This window comes from Campylobacter sp. RM12651, from assembly GCF_022369475.1.
Taxonomy (GTDB): Bacteria; Campylobacterota; Campylobacteria; order Campylobacterales; family Campylobacteraceae; genus Campylobacter_E.
Map to the genome: position 1 here is coordinate 888,608 of NZ_CP059600.1, position 17,409 is coordinate 906,016.

A 17,409-nucleotide genomic window follows, 5' to 3' on the forward strand; every position below is an offset into this window, starting at 1 on the left:
TGCTCAAACTAATTACGAATAGCTATAAAATTAATTTTTACTGAATTATCTTCGTATTTATTGGTATTATTTGCATTTCTTAGACCTGCTACATAAAAAATTTTAGCTCTACCTTCTACTTCATCTCTTCTATGATTATCATCTCCAGGCTCATCTGTCATTACATACACTTCTTTACTCAAGTGATTATTTGGTGTAAAACGACTCATTCCTTCTAAGATAGCTGCCATAGTGTATTCTGTGCCACCATATTGCAAATTAACACTATTTATTCCACCTAAAAAACCTTGATAATCAGTGTAAGTTCCAATTGTTTTTATATCATTATCATTATAAGTAACTATTGATATTTTAGAATAAAAATTTTCTTTAAAGATATTACTAGCTATAATCTTTGCATTTGCTTTGCAAGTTGCTATATCATCTCCCATAGAACCTGTTGTATCTATTACTATAGCTACTTCTTTGCCTGGATTATCCTTTAAATTAATATTTAAAAATCCATCTTCGCTTTTTTTAAAATTGCGTATTGTTATACTACTATCGCCTTTAGTTACTATTAAATCATTATTGTCTTTAAGCTCATATGTAATACTTGTATCTTTAGCATCTATATATGCTTTCCTATCTTCATCATAAGAACCACCTTCTAATGTAGAGCCATTAAATACTACTTGACCTTTGCCATCCTTATCGTCTATTGTAACTTTACCATTACGAACATAATAAATATCATTACCGCTTATATCGCTAATCTTATGCTCTCCACCATCAATGATAATCAAATCATTTTTATTTAAATTTGTATTTTCACCTAATTTATTATGGGTATTATCAAGCAATATAATATCCCCACTAATTTGATTTTCATTAGTAAAATGTTTAAGGGTTGTAGAGATTTGGCTTTTAAAACTATTTGTACCTTGATAAGCTTCTCCTATTTTCTTACCATCATTTTCACTAGGTTCTTCTATGCTGGTTTCTTCTCCGATTATTTTATCTTTATAGTCAGCATACATTCTAACTACTTTCATATGATATTCTTCATCTACATTGCCATCAGGATAAAGCCCAAAAAAATCTGAAGTTCTTATTCTTCTTTGTGCAATTCCATAACCACTAGTTTTTCGTGATTTCCCGCCATTAGAATTATATCTTATCTCAAACCAAGCTCTAGCTCTATCACCTTCTTCAATAGCTTTAGATAAACCAGGTCCTATTAATTTTTTACCCCCATTGTACGCTAAATCAATAAGAGTTATTAATTCTTTGCTATCTTTTAGATATTTATACATTTCTTCACTAATTCCTTGATTAGGATTATTACTTGTTTTAATAATCATTTTTTTATAATCTGGCAATATAGTATAAAAAAGTTCTTTTGCTTCTTTTTCGTTAGTTAGTTTTATGCTATTTTTATTGTTATAATACTTTTCAATAATACGTTTGCCTTCATCTTTAGACTTTACTTTAGATAAAGCAGATATTAAATTATTAAAATCATTAGCTTGTTCATTGCTAACATTAAGTTTGATTGTTTTAAAATGTTCTCTCCAAGTATTTTTATGAGAAATTAATTCATAACCAACACCAATTGTAGGTCTAAGTTTACTATCAAGATAAACTTTTACATCAAAACCTTCATTATTCTTAATATTATTATATAATTCACTACTAAAGTTTTTTACCCTATGTAAACCACTTAAACTCATTTTTTCTCCTTTTTTAGATTTGTTTCACAACCAAAAATTTTAAATTTATTACATCTATTAAGAGTTTTTTCTGAATATGGTTGATAAATTACATTAGATACCATATCTAAAATATCAATAAAAGTTATATTATAATAACTGTCATATCTAATATGATTTAAATTATTAAATTTATGATAATTTAAAATATAATCACTACCCTTATACTCTATAATAAAAGTTTCTTTTGCTTCTTCGTAATATTTATTTGACATTTTCATTTTATTAGAATTTTTTAAAAGTTCTAATAGATTTTTATTCTTCATAGGATGATTGCAAAAATCTTTTTCTATAAATAATATATTTCCAATTTCACCTGATAAAGCTAAGTAATTTTTATCATCTAAAACTACATCACTTATAGTTATACTTTTATGTTTTTCTATGTATTTTTTACCTTTAATTTTACTTATAATATAAAGCTCATTATTTTTATCAACTTCTATAAAACGATAACTGACATTATCATTGCTATCATCTGAACTATAATCTTTTATATACTTATAAACTTTTCTATCAAGCCCTAAATCCCAGCAGTATTTAAGAGTATCTTTTACTTCTTGGCTTGCGTAAGGCTTAGCATCTACAATTTTTGGCTTTATTTTTATATCCTTATATCTAAAAAAATCTTGCCAAAAATTATTGAGTTTTAGTAATTTTCTACATTTTTCTGGCTCATCAATAAATCGTCCATGCTCATATCGCATATAGTTATCTTTATTGCATTCTATTGAGTTTTCTTGAATTATTTTTATATGTTCTATTAGTTCTTTAGGATAGGTTTTTGAGTTTTCAAGACTAGTGCTAAGCTCTTTTATTCTAGCTTTATAAGAACTTATAATACAATTATTATCATCTTTGCAATTACTAATGATTTTTATAAACTCATTTTGGTCTTGTTTTATCTCTTTTGTAATATATGCAAAGCTTTTATAAATACTATCTAGCTCTATTTTTAACTTATTTATTTGATATGAATAAATATTTGTAATTAGTAAAATAGCTAATATTTTAAACATAACTCTCCTTTATTTTTCATATCATAGCATTTACTTAAATAAAAATATCAAAAAACTTTATTAAAATTAATTATTGTGTTACTTTTTGTAATATTTTTAAATCCTTATTTCAAATTCTCATAATTTTTTAAAGAATTTAAAATAAGAATTATAAGTTTTATAATTTGTAATCTCATCTTTACTAGGAGCTCTTTTTTGTCCCCACAAATACAATGATAATATTTCACTTGTAAAATCATCATTTAAATCTAATCTAAAATTTGCCATGTTTTCTCCTTTTTATAATTTTAAATACCATTGTAGATCTCAATTGCTTCTTTTTCTGGATTAAAATTTGAATAACCACAATTATCAAATTTGCGTATATAACTACGTTTTTCCTTTATATCAGCTTCGTATGATAAAAGCTGATGATTAAAAACTCTAAGTCTATATTTATACTCTTTTTCTTTATCTTCACGCTCATCAAATTCATCAATAAGATAAAAGCTATAGGTTCTATATATATTATCTTTAAATTCAAAGGCTATATCCGTATAAACTGAAATTGAAACAGAAGCACCCCATCCAAGTAAAATAATAGGTTTAGTAAATCCAGCTATATTATTTTTAACTACTAGATATTTAGTGTAATCAACCGGTTCTAATTCATCGTAATTAACATATCTTTTAGAATAAATATTTTTTCTTAAGTAATCTTTGTAATTATCTAGATTTATATCTTTATGTATCTCATATTCATGATTTGTAATGCTATTATAAATCATTTTATAAAGAATATCTTTACGTACTAATAACTTTGTAAAATCATCAACCACTACTCTTTTATAAAGCTCATCTTTAGGTAATATCCTATCTTCTTTTAAGCAATAGCCTTGCTGATATTTTTTATAATCACTTAGAGTTACTATTTTTTCGTGAGTTTTACTTGAGTAATCAGGTATGGTTCTAAAAAAATAATTATATAAAGTAAATATTATTATCATAGGTATTATGCTATATTTAAAAGCTATTTTATTATTAAATCTTTTTCTTAATTTAAAGAAAAGTATTATAAAAAATATAATTATAAAAACTTTAAGATATATTAGTGGATAAAGTATAAACCCCTCATAAAATAAAATTATTATTTGACTTAAATTTTCATAAATAAAATAATTAGCTGCAAAAAAGCAAACAATAATTGAATAAATTACATTTACATCTGAGCCAATGCTAAAAATAACACCAGCAAAAATTGAGTAAAAAGCAATCACTATTTCAATTATTATAAAAATCTTAAAAAGTATTTTTAAGATTTCTAATGTTTTTTTCATAATATAACCTTAATTATTTTTCATATCGTAGCATTTACTTAAATAAAAATATCAAAAAACTTTATTAATTTACAATTTAACCACTATTTAGATAGTTAATTTACGACAAAAAAAGATAGAAAGTATAAAAATTACATGATATAAATATTAAGTAAAGTGCTAAAAGTGATTAAAATCTATTTTAAATTCTCAGAATTTAAAATAGAATAGGGTAAGTTATTGAACAGCGTTTTCCAAACTTAATGCTGCATTTAATAAGTTTTGCTCATCAAATCTTTTTGCTACTAATTGAACGCTCACATTTAAATTATCTTCAGTTTTAGCAACAGGCACGCTAATACCTGTAAGCTTTGCAAGATTAACTGAAATAGTAAAAATATCTTCTAAATAGCTTTCAACAGAACTAGTCTTCGCATCAAATGATTTTGGAAGACTTGGTGCAACAGGCATTAGTATTAAATCATTATCGCTTAAAATTTCATTGTATTTTCTAGTGATAACTTCTCTTACTAATTGAGCTTTTTTATAATATGCGTCAATATAACCACTTGAAAGCACGAATGTTCCTAATAAAATTCTTTTTTGAACTTCAAGTCCAAAACCTTCGCTTCTAGTATTTACATATAACTCGTTTAAATCTTTAAATTCCTTAGCTCTATTGCCATATCTAATCCCATCGTAACGGCTTAAATTAGCACTTGCTTCAGCACAAGCTATTATATAATAAGCAGCTACATCGTATTTACTATCAGCAAGGCTAACTTCACTTATGGTATGACCACAAGCTTTTAATTTATCTATAGCTTTATAAGTTTGTGTTTTTATTTCATCAGAGCATGAATCTATATAATTTTTAATAATTGCGATTTTGTATTTTTTATTAGCGTCTAATTTATCAAATGTAGGCACAAATTGAATATCAGCACTAGTGCTATCAAACTCACAATGACCTGCAATCGCATCGTATAAAATACTAGCGTCTTTTACATTTTGAGTTAATACTCCTATTTGGTCTAAACTACTTGAATAACTAGCAAGTCCATATCTGCTAACTCTTCCATAACTTGGCTTAAAACCTACACAACCACAAAATGCAGCAGGCTGGCGAACACTTCCACCTGTATCGCTTCCTAATGCAGCAAGAGCTATTTTTGCACCTACCGCAGCAGCACTACCACCACTACTTCCACCTGGGACTAAAGCATTATTTAAAGGATTTAGAGTCTTTCCATAAAAGCTTGTTTTTGTAGTATTACCCATAGCAAACTCATCCATATTACATCTTCCAAATGGTGCGAATTTGTGTTTTTTCATATTGCTAATCACACTTGCATCATAAGGTGCATAATATCCTTGCATTATTTTTGAACCATTTGTAATGCTCCAGCCCTTAACTTGAATATTATCTTTAATAGCTACAGGCACTCCTAGATAGTCAACATCATCTAAAGGAGTATTGATTAATTGCTCTACATAAGCTCCTAAATGTTTGTTTTCTAATGCTAATTTATTTAGTTCTTTTTTTAATTCTATTAATTCATTATCACTTAATTTTAATGCTTGTTCTAAAGTTATCATTTCTTTCCTTTATTTACTAAAATTACTCCAATAGCACTAATTATAGCTAATACTATAATAGTGCCGACTATTAGCTCTAAGCTAACAGGTTCGCTCATTTTAACACCCTTTCGCATCTAGGACATAAGCTTTCTTCGTTTAGGCTTAAGTATTTCCAACATCTAGGGCATTTGCATAGATTTGATTTTATGATTTTGTATGTTTTATTATCAATTTCAAAACTTGCCAAAGCTTCGTTATTATTTAAAGCTTCAATTTTACTTAATGAATAAAAATCAGCTGCTTCTTCATAATTTAATATCACTTCATCATTAGTAGCTAGATTCAGCTCTAATGTGCTTTTGATTATTTTATCTTTTTTCAATATATCAATTTGCTCGTAGAATTTAACACGAGTTTTTAATAAATATTCATAATCGTTTTTGCTAGGTGTGATTTTACTAGCAAAATCAAAATCTTCTAAATCAAAAATACTCTTAATATCGCCTAATATAAATTTGTTTGCGTGTTCACAAGCTTCATTTGTAGTATGAGTTAATACAGGTGCTAGTAAAACTAATAATTTTTTAAGTATTAAAGCCATTGCAGTAATTGACGCTGTTCTTTTGCTATCTTCTTTAGCATCACAATACAAGCTATCCTTACAAATATCAAGATAAACACCGCTTAAATCAGCACTTAAAAATGTGCAAAGTGCATTCATACCTTTAGCGAAATCATATTCTAAGAATGATTTTTTGTAAAGTTCAAACACATTATTAGCTTTATTTAAAATCATTTTGTCTAAATCACTGAAATTATAATTATAAGCTTTTAAATCGCTAGTATTTGCTAATAAAAATCTTATTGTATTTCTTATTTTTCTATATTGTTCGCTAGTTTGTTTTAATATGCTTTCGCCTAATTTAACATCAGTTGAATAATCACATAATGTTATATAAAGTCTAAAGATTTCTAAGCCATAATTTTTTGCAATTTGTTCTGGTGCTATTACATTGCCTAGACTTTTACTCATTTTTCTACCTTTTTCATCAACGGTAAATCCGTGAGTTAAAACTGCTTTATAAGGTGCTTGTTTGTTTAAAATAACGCTTAATAATAATGAGCTTTGAAACCACCCACGATGTTGGTCGCTTCCTTCTAAATACATATCAGCTTGAGTTGTTTTTATATCGTAATTTCCACTAGCTAAAACAGCGTTAAATGTAGAGCCACTATCAAACCAAACATCTAAAATATCAGTAACTTTTTCTAATTCATCTGCTTTATATTTTGAATTAGCTGGTAATAAATCTTTAATATCTTTTTGCCACCATACTCTTACGCCTTCTTTTTCAAATATACTTGCAAGGTGTTCGTAAAGTTCAAAATCCATAATCAAATTCCCTGATTTATCATTAAAGAATGCTAAAGGCACACCCCAAGAGCGTTGTCTTGAAATACACCAATCAGGTCTATTACTAATCATAGTTCCTATTCTATTTCTTCCTGCTTTTGGATAAAAACTCACTTCATCAAGTGATTTTTGAGCTAATTCTCTTAAAGTCATACCATTGTAAAATTCTTTATCCATAGCTATGAAAAATTGTTTAGTAGCTCTATAAATTATTGGTTTATGAGTTCTCCAGCAAAATGGATATGAGTGTATAAATTTAGAGCATTTTAAAAGACTTTCGCCCAATAATTCAATAATTACTTCATTTGCTTTAAATACATGCATTCCTAATAATTCAGGTTTATTTGGCACTAATCTTTTGATATTTTCATCATAACAACCATCATCTCCTACAGGCATTTCTACTTCTATGTTGTATCTTAAACAAGCATAATAATCATCTTCTCCGTGTCCTGGTGCAGTATGAACTAAACCACTACCGCCATCCATTAAAACATGCTCTCCTGTTATGAATTGAGATAGATTATTGTTTAAAGGATTTAATGCGTTTGTATTTTCTAAAAAATCTCCTTTAAACTCAAGCACAGGTTTAATATTAAATTCTGCTAAATCTTCTAATCTTTTTTTAGCTACGATAAGACCATTTTCTCCTAAAACATATAGCTCATCTTTATTTAATGCGATTGCTTTATTTGCTGGTAAAGTCCAAGGAGTAGTAGTCCAAATAACAGCTCTTGCATTGTTTAAAATACTATCATTTGCTCCTAAAGATTTAAGTTTTGCTTTTGCATCATCGTTTAGTTTGAATGCTACGAAAATTGAATAATCTTCTTTATCTTCATATTCAACTTCTGCTTCAGCTAAAGCACTTTTAGCAGCCCAACTCCAATAAACTGGCTTACTTCTTTGAATTAATAAACCATTTTTAGCTACTTCTAAAAGAGTTTTGTAAATATTTGCTTCAAATTTAAAATCCATAGTCAAATAAGGCTTGTCAAAATCTCCAATTATTCCTAAGTCTTTAAATTCTTTCATTTGAATACCTATGAATTCTTTTGCGTGTTCGGTGCAAGCGTCGTGAATTTCTTTTATACTTGGATTTTTATCTTTTAATTTGATTTCAACTTGTTGTTCAATAGGCAAACCATGGCAATCCCAACCAGGAGTATATGAAATTGAATTATTAGCTAGAAAATATCTAGTTTTATTAATCATATCTTTTAAGATTTTATTTAAAGCATGACCTATGTGTAAATGCCCGTTAGCATAAGGAGGGCCATCGTGTAGGATAAATTTAGGTGCTTTTTTATCTCTTAATTGTGCGTATGCAAATGATGAAAATTTTTCAAAACTTTTTTTCTCGTTTTCATAAAGATTTGCTCTCATCTCAAAAGTAGTATTGGGTAATAATAATGTATCTTTATAATCCATAAATGTGCCTTTAATATTTTTTGATTGTTAAAATGCACTTATTTTGCTATACTTTTTTAAATAAAAGGATAAGAAATGAAACATTTATTAATATATTTTACAAAAGATTTGAGTTTTAATAGTAGTTTTTGTGAATTTGTAGATAGAAGTTTGGCTAAGAAGAATTTGTTTGCTAATACTATCATTAAGCTTAATGATGATGATTCTAAATTAAATACTCTTTTAGAAATAGATGTTAAAAAATATGAATTAGTAACGATAATTGCTGATGAGCATTCTTTTTCTATGATTAATAAAATCCTAGCTACATTAAAAGAATGTGAATTGAGTTTAATTGATGATGAGTTTATAGTAGAAAATCCTAAAGATTATAAGAAAAATTCAGTTTTAATAGATTTAAACGGGGTTATGATTAATATATTAAAAGCTAGTATGTTTTATCTACCTGAAATTTTGCATAATACAAAACAAAGTTATGATTTTTTAATAAGTGATTTGGATTTAGAAAGTGCTGAAATATTATTAAATACTAGCGTAAAGCCTTATGGAGTAAGTCTTAATATTTATTCACTACTTGATAATTTATTATATGTCAAAGTAAATACTAATGAATATTCAGATGAAATAGGGCTTTTAAATTCCGTTAAATCATTATTCCCTAAAAAAGTGATTTTTGCTGATAATTTATACGAGCATATAATTAAAAAATTAAAAGAAAATAACAAAAAATTAAGCTTCGCAGAAAGCTGCACTGGTGGATTATTGGCTAGTAATTTTACTAAAATTAATGGCTCAAGTAGTGTTTATGAAGGTAGTGTTATAACATATTCAAACAAAAGCAAAAAAGCTTGGCTAAATGTAGAAGATATTCATTTAGAAAATCAAGCAGTTTATTCTCAAAATTGCGCTTTAGCAATGGCTACGGGGGTATTAAAATTGACTAAGGCAAATTACGCTATAACTTGCACGGGGGTTTTAGGAGATAGCGATGATTTAGGTGTTAAAAGCGGTGTAGCTTTTATATGTGCTATTAGTGATACAGGCTTGATTTTGCACGAGAGATTAGAATTACTTGGAGATAGGATTTATAAGCAAAATCAATGTGCTTTAGCTTGTGCTTTATTGCTTTGCAAACTTGAAAGAGAAGTGTTTTTTGAATGATTTATGTAGTTGGTTTAAAAAACGAAACAAATATAAAGAGTATTTTTGTAAATGAAATAATTTTTAATAATTTTAGCATTAATGATGATTTTGATGCTTGTATTTTTACTAGCAAAAATGCCGTTAAATCTTGTGTATTAAATAATATTAATCTAAAAAATAAAAAGATTTTTAGTATAGGTTTAGCAACTACGAAATACCTAAATAGTTTAGGCTTAGATGTATTTTATACAGGCAAATCAGCTCACGCGAGTGAATTTAAAAACGAGATATTGCCACTGCTAAATAATTTAAAATGTGTTTATTTTAGGGCTTTAAATATTATAAGTGATTTAGATGAGTTTTTGGATTCAAATAATATTAGTCTAAGGTCTGTAATAGCATATAGTAACACTAGATTAAATACGCCTTTAGATAATGATTTAAACCCTTTTGTAAAGTCAATAAATAATGAAGATATATTGATATTTTTAGCACCATCAGGAGTGCGTGATTATGAATATTTTTTCAAAACTTTTCCAAAAAATATAATAGCAATAGGAAAAAGCACTGAAAATGAATTAAAAAAATATAATGTAAAAAATATCTTTGTTTCAGACTATCCTACTTTGCAAGATTGCTTAAACCTAGCTAATAGTTTAAATAAAATTAAAATAAATTAATTGTTTAATATTAAATTATCTAAAAACATATATCTTTTTTTATACATTGAACGTTTATTACTAGGTATTTCATTAATTGGAGTAGTTTTAAAAGATAATTTTTTATATCCTTGAAATTGTTCAATAACTTCACAATTTTCTTTAAAAATTTCATCAAGGTTGTGAATATTTAAAATTTTTCCTTTTCTTTTTTTACCTCTTTTAAAACTAGATATTGCATAAAAATCATCCACTCCATAAACATACTTTAATTTAAGCTTTTTAATAAAAATAAAAGAATAAAAAATCATGAATGTTATGGGTCTTAAACCAAAAAAACATTTTGTAAAATTTTTAATATATTCTTTTATATTATTTCCACTACCGCAACCTTGCAAACAAGTAATTAATATTCCATCATTTAGGGTAATAAAATTTAAATTATAAATTGGTTGATTTTTGTAATGAAGACTTAAAAAAAATAGTCCTTCGTTAATCATATTAGGGGTATTTTTTAAATATATAATATAGTCTTCATTTAGATTAATTACAGGAATCATACGAGTTTTAAAAATATTTGGATAATATTCATTAATAATAGATAAATCTCTTTCAAAACTTATATATCCTTGATTAAAGTTGAAATTTCTACAACCATATTGAATGTGTAATAAATCAATAGCTAACAAATTATTATTCTGAAAAAAACTAACTATATTGTTTGAGTTGTTAAAACAAATCTTATTTAGACGTTCATAATTATTTTTATAATAAAATTTTCTAATATTGAATTTTATTATTCTAATAATATTCTTAATAACACCATCTTTTCTACTATAATTATAATTTAAGCTCATTAGTCAATCTTTAAAATACTTAAAAATGCTTCTTGTGGTAAAGATACTTTACCTATTGCTTTCATACGCTTTTTACCTTCTTTTTGCTTTTCAAGTAGCTTTCTTTTTCTAGTAATATCCCCGCCGTAGCATTTAGCAGTAACATTTTTACCCATTGATTTTACATTTTCACGAGCTATGATTTTATTGCCTATACTTGCTTGAATTGCTACTTCAAATAATTGTCTAGGCACAATATCTTTCATAGCTTTTACTAAATCTCTACCTTTGCTTAAAGCCTTTTGATTTGGTACGATAATGCTTAACGCATCAACTGCTTCTCCAGCTACTTTTATATCAAGCTTTACTAAATCTCCCACTCTATAATCACAAAATTCATAATCAAAACTAGCATATCCACGAGTAAGTGATTTTAATTTATCATAAAAGTCCATAATAATTTCATTCATAGGTATATCGTATTCAAGCAATACTCTATTTTCTGTTATATAATCCATTTTTGTTTGTATTGCACGGCGATTATTTAAAAGAGTAATTAAATTCCCTAAAAACTCGCTAGGAGTTATTATGGTAGCTTTTACATAAGGCTCTTTTATGTGGTCTATTTTATTTACAGGTGGTAAGTCGCTTGGGTTTTGGATATTTAATACGCTTCCATCGGTTAAATTAACTTCATAAGTAACACTAGGAGCGGTTGCTATTAGGTCTAGATTAAACTCACGCTCTAAGCGTTCTTTTATAACTTCCATATGTAATAAACCTAAAAAGCCAACCCTAAAGCCAAAACCTAAAGCAAGTGAAGTTTCTGGCTCGTATGAGATTGAGCTATCGTTTAGTTTTAATTTATCTAAAGCATCTCTTAAATCTTCAAATTTATCAGTTTCAATCGGATAAATCCCTGCAAATACAAAGGCTTTTGCTTTAGCAAAACCTTCAATTGGCTCTGTTGCTTTATCTTTTGCTAGGGTTATTGTATCTCCTACGCTAATTTGTGCTATGTCTTTTAATCCTAATACAACGATACCAACTTCTCCTGCTTTAATTGTATTTGTTGGCATTGGATTTAGTGGGTGTGGATAGCGTAAATCTAATACATTATGCTTTACGCCTTCGTGCATTAAATATATTTCATCGTTTTTATTAATCTCTCCGTCCCTTACTCTAACTAAAGCTAAAGCCCCTAAATAGCTATCAAACCAGCTATCATAAATTAGTGCTTTTAGCTTATTTTGATTACTTTTTGGTGCAGGAATTCTCTCACAAATTGCTTGTAATAATTCAGCAATTCCTATCCCAGCTTTTGCACTAACTTCTATTGCATTAGAACAATCAATTCCTATTATATGCTCAATTTCAGCCTTTACTTTTGCAGGATTTGCTGCTGGTAGGTCAATTTTATTAATTACAGGAATTATTTCTAAATCATGCTCAATTGCCATATAAACATTCGCAATTGTTTGTGCTTGAACGCCTTGTGAAGCATCAACTACTAATAATGCCCCTTCGCAACTTGCTAAACTTCTACTAACTTCATACGAAAAATCCACATGACCTGGGGTGTCAATAAGATTTAAAATATAATTTTCTTTATTATAAGTATAATTTAATCTAACTGATTGAGCTTTTATAGTAATTCCACGCTCTTTTTCTATATCCATAGTATCCATTACTTGCTTACTCATTTTGCGTTGCTCTATAGCATTGCAAGTTGTGATTAAACAATCTGCTAAAGTGCTTTTACCATGGTCTATATGTGCTATTATTGAAAAATTTCTTATATTTTGCATTAAAGTTCCATTATTTTGATGTGATTTTTAATATTAACAAAAAATAATAAATTACAGATTGTAAAAAGGGCATAAAGCCCTTTTTTAGCAAAATTTCTTGTAATTTGTAGCTAGACCTGCAAGGCTAGTTTCTTTATATCTTGTATCCATATCCTTGCCTGTTTCATACATAGTTTTAATAACCTCATCAAGCCCAACGCTAGGAGCACTCTCTCTATCCATAGCCATTTTAGCTGCACTTACAGCCTTTATTGCTCCGAATACATTACGCTCAATGCAAGGAATTTGAACAAGTCCTGCAACAGGATCGCAAGTTAGCCCTAAATGATGCTCCATTGCAATTTCAGCAGCAGAGCAACAATCAATCGGACTTGCCCCCATACTAAAGGCAAATGAAGCAGCTGCCATTGAAGAAGCTGAGCCAATTTCTGCTTGACAACCTGCTTCAGCTCCACTTATACTTGCGTTTTTCTTAAACAATGAACCTATCGCCATTGATACTAATAAAAAGTCTCTAATGTCCTTTTCACTCATACTTTTTACATGTTCTTTTAAATATAAAAGCACAGCAGGAACTACCGCACAAGCTCCATTGGTTGGAGCAGTTACTACACGATTACCCGCTGCATTTTCTTCTGAAACACTCATAGCATAAAGACTAAAATAATCTATAAAATCCAAATCACCCTTACGATTTAAATTCTTATCATCTAAAAGCATTAATTTTTTAGCTAATGCAGGAGCTCTTCTTTTAAGCTTGATTGGTCCTGGTAGGATTAGTTCATTTGAATTAGCACCTGCTTTAAAGCTATCTTGCATTGCTTCATAAATCTCTTTGCAATAATTATTTATATATTCTTCGCTATTAAAATTAAGCTCATAAAGCATTGCAATTTCGGCTATGTTTTTATTGTATTTATTACATAACCACAAAAGCTCCGTCGCACTATCAAAAGAATAATCATAATTTTTTTCTTGATTAGTTTGATTAGTTTTACTAATCTCATCTTCACTTTTAATAAATCCACCGCCAACTGAATAATAAGTCTTAGATTTAACACAAGTATTATTTGAAAATGCTTCAATCGTTAAAGCATTTTCGTGATAGCTTTTAAATTCTTTAGAAAAAATAATATCGCTATTTTCATCAAAATCTATTTCAAATTCATTTCCTAATAAAAGCTTTCTTTCGTTTAATCTTAATAATACAACTTGTTTTTGTTCTGGGCTTATTGTTTTTACATTTAAGCCACTAAGACCTAAAACCACAGCAATATCGCTTAAATGTCCTTTACCTGTAAGTGATAAAGAGCCAAATAAAGTAACTTTTATCCTAGTAATTTCTTTTAAATTTAAACCTTTTAAAAACTCATTTCCTGCAACAAAAGGTCCAACGGTGTGCGAACTTGATGGACCAATGCCGATTTTAAAAATACTTAAGTTACTCATAAGTTCATCTTATAAATTACACTTGTAATTGTGATAATTCCCATAATAGCTACGAAATAACAAGCCGCACCATTTTTATAAACTCTTAGCTCTGGGATTTTATATATAGCATATACAGGCATTAAAAATAATATTACAGCAATAATAGGACCGCCTAAATCTTCTATAAATCCTAAAATACTAGGGTTATAGTAAGCTACTATTATCATAGTTACATACATAAATATAGTTGTAAAGGCATTATTTTTACTAACAGCTTTTCCACTTACTTTTTTAATAAGTCCATTTAAGCCTTCTCTAGCACCAAAATAGTGCCCAAAAAAGCTAGTTAAAATTGCCAAAAATGCAACAGCAGGAGCACCATAACTTATAATATTTCCATCAAATTTATTAGCAAAATAGCTAAGAATTGGAATATTTGCATCTCTTGCAATAGCAAACTCATTTTTATCAAGACATAAAATACAAGAAAATACAAAAAACATAACAAATACTAATAAAAGCGTAGCATTATTAAATAATATTTGCTTTCTTTTTGCGTCCGAGTTTTCTTTATATTCATTATATGTATTTAGGCTAAAAGTTGAAATCGCAGGAGAGTGATTAAAGCTAAATACTAATACAGGTAAAGTAAGCCATATTGTGCTAATAAATTCTTTTGCACTTGGAACTTCACCTAAAACTTCTAATTTCCAATGTGGAATTAAATAAAGTGAAAATAAAAATAATATTAAGCATAATGGATACACAAGCCATTCACAAACTTTAGTAACTAAAGTTTCATTAGTAAACATTACAGCCATCATAATTGTAATTAAAACAATAGCCAAGATTAAGCGATTTGGCTCGGCTAAGCCTAATTGATTTACCATAAATGAGCTTATAGTATTTGTAATACCAACCCCATAAGCAAGACAAATAGGATAAATTGCAAAAAAGTATAAAAATGTAATCACAATTCCTACTTCTTTACCAAAATATTTATTCACAGCATCAGTAATATCTCCACCTTTAGTAGAGCCTACAAAATATGATAAGAATAAATGTGATAAATAAGTCATTGGGAAAATTAATACACACATTAAAACAATAGGCCAAAAGCCACCAGTTCCTGCACGAATAGGTAAGAATAAAATTCCAGCACCAACAGCAGTGCCAAACAATGAAAACATCCAACGATTGTCAAATTCGCTCCATTTTTTCATTATTACTCCTTAAAATAATTTAAAGCCGCTATTTTAATTATATTTATATAACTTATTATAAATTTAAATCAAACTTTTAAAATAAATGTTACAAAATGTAACAAAATATTAAAATTTATAAAAAATAATATGATTTTGATATTTATTATCTTTTATTTATTATAATAACTTCGTTTTTTTTAAATTTAAAGGAGATATTATGAATTTATTACATCCAAAGAGCTTAAAAGACATTATTAAAAAGCCAGATAATCAAAAAAATCCTTTTGAAAGATTAATTATTGCTTGCGAAGATAAAAGCAGTAAGCATAAGTAATTAACCAAAAACGCTTGAATTTATATATAATGATTTTTTGAAATTTTTATCAAGGAGAGCGTTTGCAAAGTTTATTAGAAGAAATACATTTATTTTTAGATTTAATAAATGGTTATTTGTATACTTATTTTTTAGTATTTGCACTAATTATTGTAGGTGTTATTTATACTATTAATACTCGTTTTGCTCAGTTTAGATTGATGGGTAATGTTTTAACATTATTAAAAGAAAAGCAAGACAACAAAGACCATGTTAGTAGTTTTGAAGCTTTAATGATTTCAACAGCTTCAAGGGTTGGTATCGGAAATATCGCTGGAATTAGCACTGCAGTTGTAGTTGGTGGTGCAGGTGCATTGTTTTGGATGTGGGTAATGGCATTTATAGGTGGTGCAAGTGCATTTGCTGAAAGCACATTAGCTCAAATATATAAAAGTAAAGATGAAAATGGTTTTCGTGGAGGACCTGCATATTTTATTGAAAAAGGCTTAGGAAATAAATTTTTTGGTAAATTATTTTCAGTTATTTTAATTATTACTTATGCTTATGGATTTAATGGACTTCAAAGCCATACTATGACTTCAGCATTTGAGATATATTTTCCTGATAACTTTGGTAATGCAAGTATAATTATAGGGATTATTTTAAGTGTTGTTGCTTTTGCATTATTCTTTTCAAATTCAAAATCACTTGGAAAAGTAAGCTCAATTATTGTTCCTATAATGGCTTTTGTTTATATTTTACTAAGCATTATTGCTATGGCTATGCACTATGATTTAATACCATCTGTGTTTAAAATGATTTTTAATAGTGCTTTTGATTTTCAAGCTATTTTTGGTGGATTTGCAGGTAGTGTTATAGTAATAGGAATTAAGCGTGGGTTATTTTCAAACGAAGCTGGTATGGGTTCTGCTCCAAACGCAGCTGCAGCAGCAAATACAAGTCATCCTGTAAAACAAGGAATTATTCAAAGTTTTTCAGTGTTTATTGATTTAATTATATGTTCATGCTCTGGATTTTTAGTATTGTTCTCACAAAGTTACATTAATCAATTATCAACTGGCGAAACTAAATTAAATGCTTTACCTATGGTGCAACAATCAATGATGGAATATTATGGTACTTGGGGACTTCATTTTATAACTTTTGCTGTTATTTTATTTGCTGTAACTTCATTAATCGGTAATTTTTACTATGCAGATGCAAATGTTAAAAACCTTACAAAAAATAATTTAAATGAATTAGTTTTTAAAATAAGTGCGGTTGCTATGGTGTTTATTGGTTCTCAATTAGATTTAAAAGTAGCTTGGGATTTAGCAGATATTACAATGGCTGCAATGGCTTCTATAAATATCATTGCTATTTTATTATTAAGTCCTATTTTAATAAAATGTTTAAAAGATTATGATGAACAAAAGAAAAGAGGTTTAGACCCTGTATTTAGTGCTAAAAAATTAGGTATTAAAAACGCTGAATGTTGGGATTAAGCAAGATTTGAATTAGGT

Annotated in this window: 13 protein-coding genes; 3 read left to right on the forward strand and 10 right to left on the reverse strand. The window is 27.8% G+C overall.

The features are described from left to right. Positions 1-8 precede the first annotated feature (8 nt). From AVBRAN_RS04395 to ileS, 6 genes are all read right to left on the reverse strand, one after another. Positions 9-1,712, reverse strand: a complete 1,704-nt coding sequence (locus AVBRAN_RS04395) for a VWA domain-containing protein (protein ID WP_239803653.1) — start codon at positions 1,710-1,712, stop codon at positions 9-11. Next, positions 1,709-2,770, reverse strand: a complete 1,062-nt coding sequence (locus AVBRAN_RS04400; RefSeq protein ID WP_214117710.1) for a hypothetical protein — start codon at positions 2,768-2,770, stop codon at positions 1,709-1,711. The genes AVBRAN_RS04395 and AVBRAN_RS04400 overlap by 4 nt, the downstream gene beginning before the upstream one ends. 117 nt (positions 2,771-2,887) lie before the next feature. Then, entirely contained in the window at positions 2,888-3,037 is a 150-nt protein-coding gene (locus AVBRAN_RS04405; RefSeq protein WP_214117709.1) for a hypothetical protein, read from the reverse strand. Positions 3,038-3,057: 20 nt separating this feature from the next. Then, complete coding sequence (locus AVBRAN_RS04410) at positions 3,058-4,086, reverse strand: hypothetical protein (protein WP_239803654.1); 1,029 nt, start codon at positions 4,084-4,086, stop codon at positions 3,058-3,060. 216 nt (positions 4,087-4,302) lie between these two features. Continuing rightward, positions 4,303-5,664 (reverse strand): Asp-tRNA(Asn)/Glu-tRNA(Gln) amidotransferase subunit GatA, encoded by a 1,362-nt coding sequence (gene gatA, locus AVBRAN_RS04415; protein ID WP_239803655.1) that lies wholly within the window; start codon positions 5,662-5,664, stop codon positions 4,303-4,305. A 94-nt stretch (positions 5,665-5,758) separates the two neighbouring features. Then, positions 5,759-8,491 (reverse strand): isoleucine--tRNA ligase, encoded by a 2,733-nt coding sequence (ileS, locus tag AVBRAN_RS04420; RefSeq protein ID WP_239803656.1) that lies wholly within the window; start codon positions 8,489-8,491, stop codon positions 5,759-5,761. A gap of 75 nt (positions 8,492-8,566) precedes the next feature. Between ileS and AVBRAN_RS04425 the strand changes: the two genes are divergently transcribed. Both AVBRAN_RS04425 and AVBRAN_RS04430 read left to right on the forward strand, forming a co-directional pair. Then, a complete protein-coding gene (locus tag AVBRAN_RS04425) occupies positions 8,567-9,652 on the forward strand; it encodes a CinA family protein (protein ID WP_239803657.1) in 1,086 nt (361 codons plus the stop codon). Continuing rightward, on the forward strand, positions 9,649-10,314 hold the full coding sequence (locus tag AVBRAN_RS04430) for a uroporphyrinogen-III synthase (protein ID WP_239803658.1): 666 nt from the start codon (positions 9,649-9,651) through the stop codon (positions 10,312-10,314). The genes AVBRAN_RS04425 and AVBRAN_RS04430 overlap by 4 nt, the downstream gene beginning before the upstream one ends. On the opposite strand, the gene AVBRAN_RS04435 is transcribed toward AVBRAN_RS04430, so the two are convergent. From AVBRAN_RS04435 to AVBRAN_RS04450, 4 genes are all read right to left on the reverse strand, one after another. After that, entirely contained in the window at positions 10,311-11,150 is an 840-nt protein-coding gene (locus AVBRAN_RS04435) for a DUF535 family protein (protein ID WP_239803659.1), read from the reverse strand. The genes AVBRAN_RS04430 and AVBRAN_RS04435 overlap by 4 nt on opposite strands. Beyond that, on the reverse strand, positions 11,150-12,937 hold the full coding sequence (gene lepA, locus AVBRAN_RS04440) for a translation elongation factor 4 (RefSeq protein ID WP_214117702.1): 1,788 nt from the start codon (positions 12,935-12,937) through the stop codon (positions 11,150-11,152). Before lepA ends, AVBRAN_RS04435 begins: the two co-directional genes overlap by 1 nt. 84 nt (positions 12,938-13,021) lie before the next feature. Then, complete coding sequence (locus tag AVBRAN_RS04445; protein WP_214117701.1) at positions 13,022-14,386, reverse strand: L-serine ammonia-lyase; 1,365 nt, start codon at positions 14,384-14,386, stop codon at positions 13,022-13,024. Further along, the gene (locus tag AVBRAN_RS04450) at positions 14,383-15,591 is read right to left on the reverse strand and encodes an aromatic amino acid transport family protein (protein WP_214117700.1); all 1,209 of its coding nucleotides are present in this window, start codon (positions 15,589-15,591) and stop codon (positions 14,383-14,385) included. The genes AVBRAN_RS04445 and AVBRAN_RS04450 overlap by 4 nt, the downstream gene beginning before the upstream one ends. A gap of 399 nt (positions 15,592-15,990) precedes the next feature. On the opposite strand from AVBRAN_RS04450, the gene AVBRAN_RS04455 reads away from it, so the two are divergent. Continuing rightward, complete coding sequence (locus tag AVBRAN_RS04455) at positions 15,991-17,391, forward strand: alanine/glycine:cation symporter family protein (RefSeq protein WP_239803725.1); 1,401 nt, start codon at positions 15,991-15,993, stop codon at positions 17,389-17,391. Positions 17,392-17,409 lie beyond the last annotated feature (18 nt).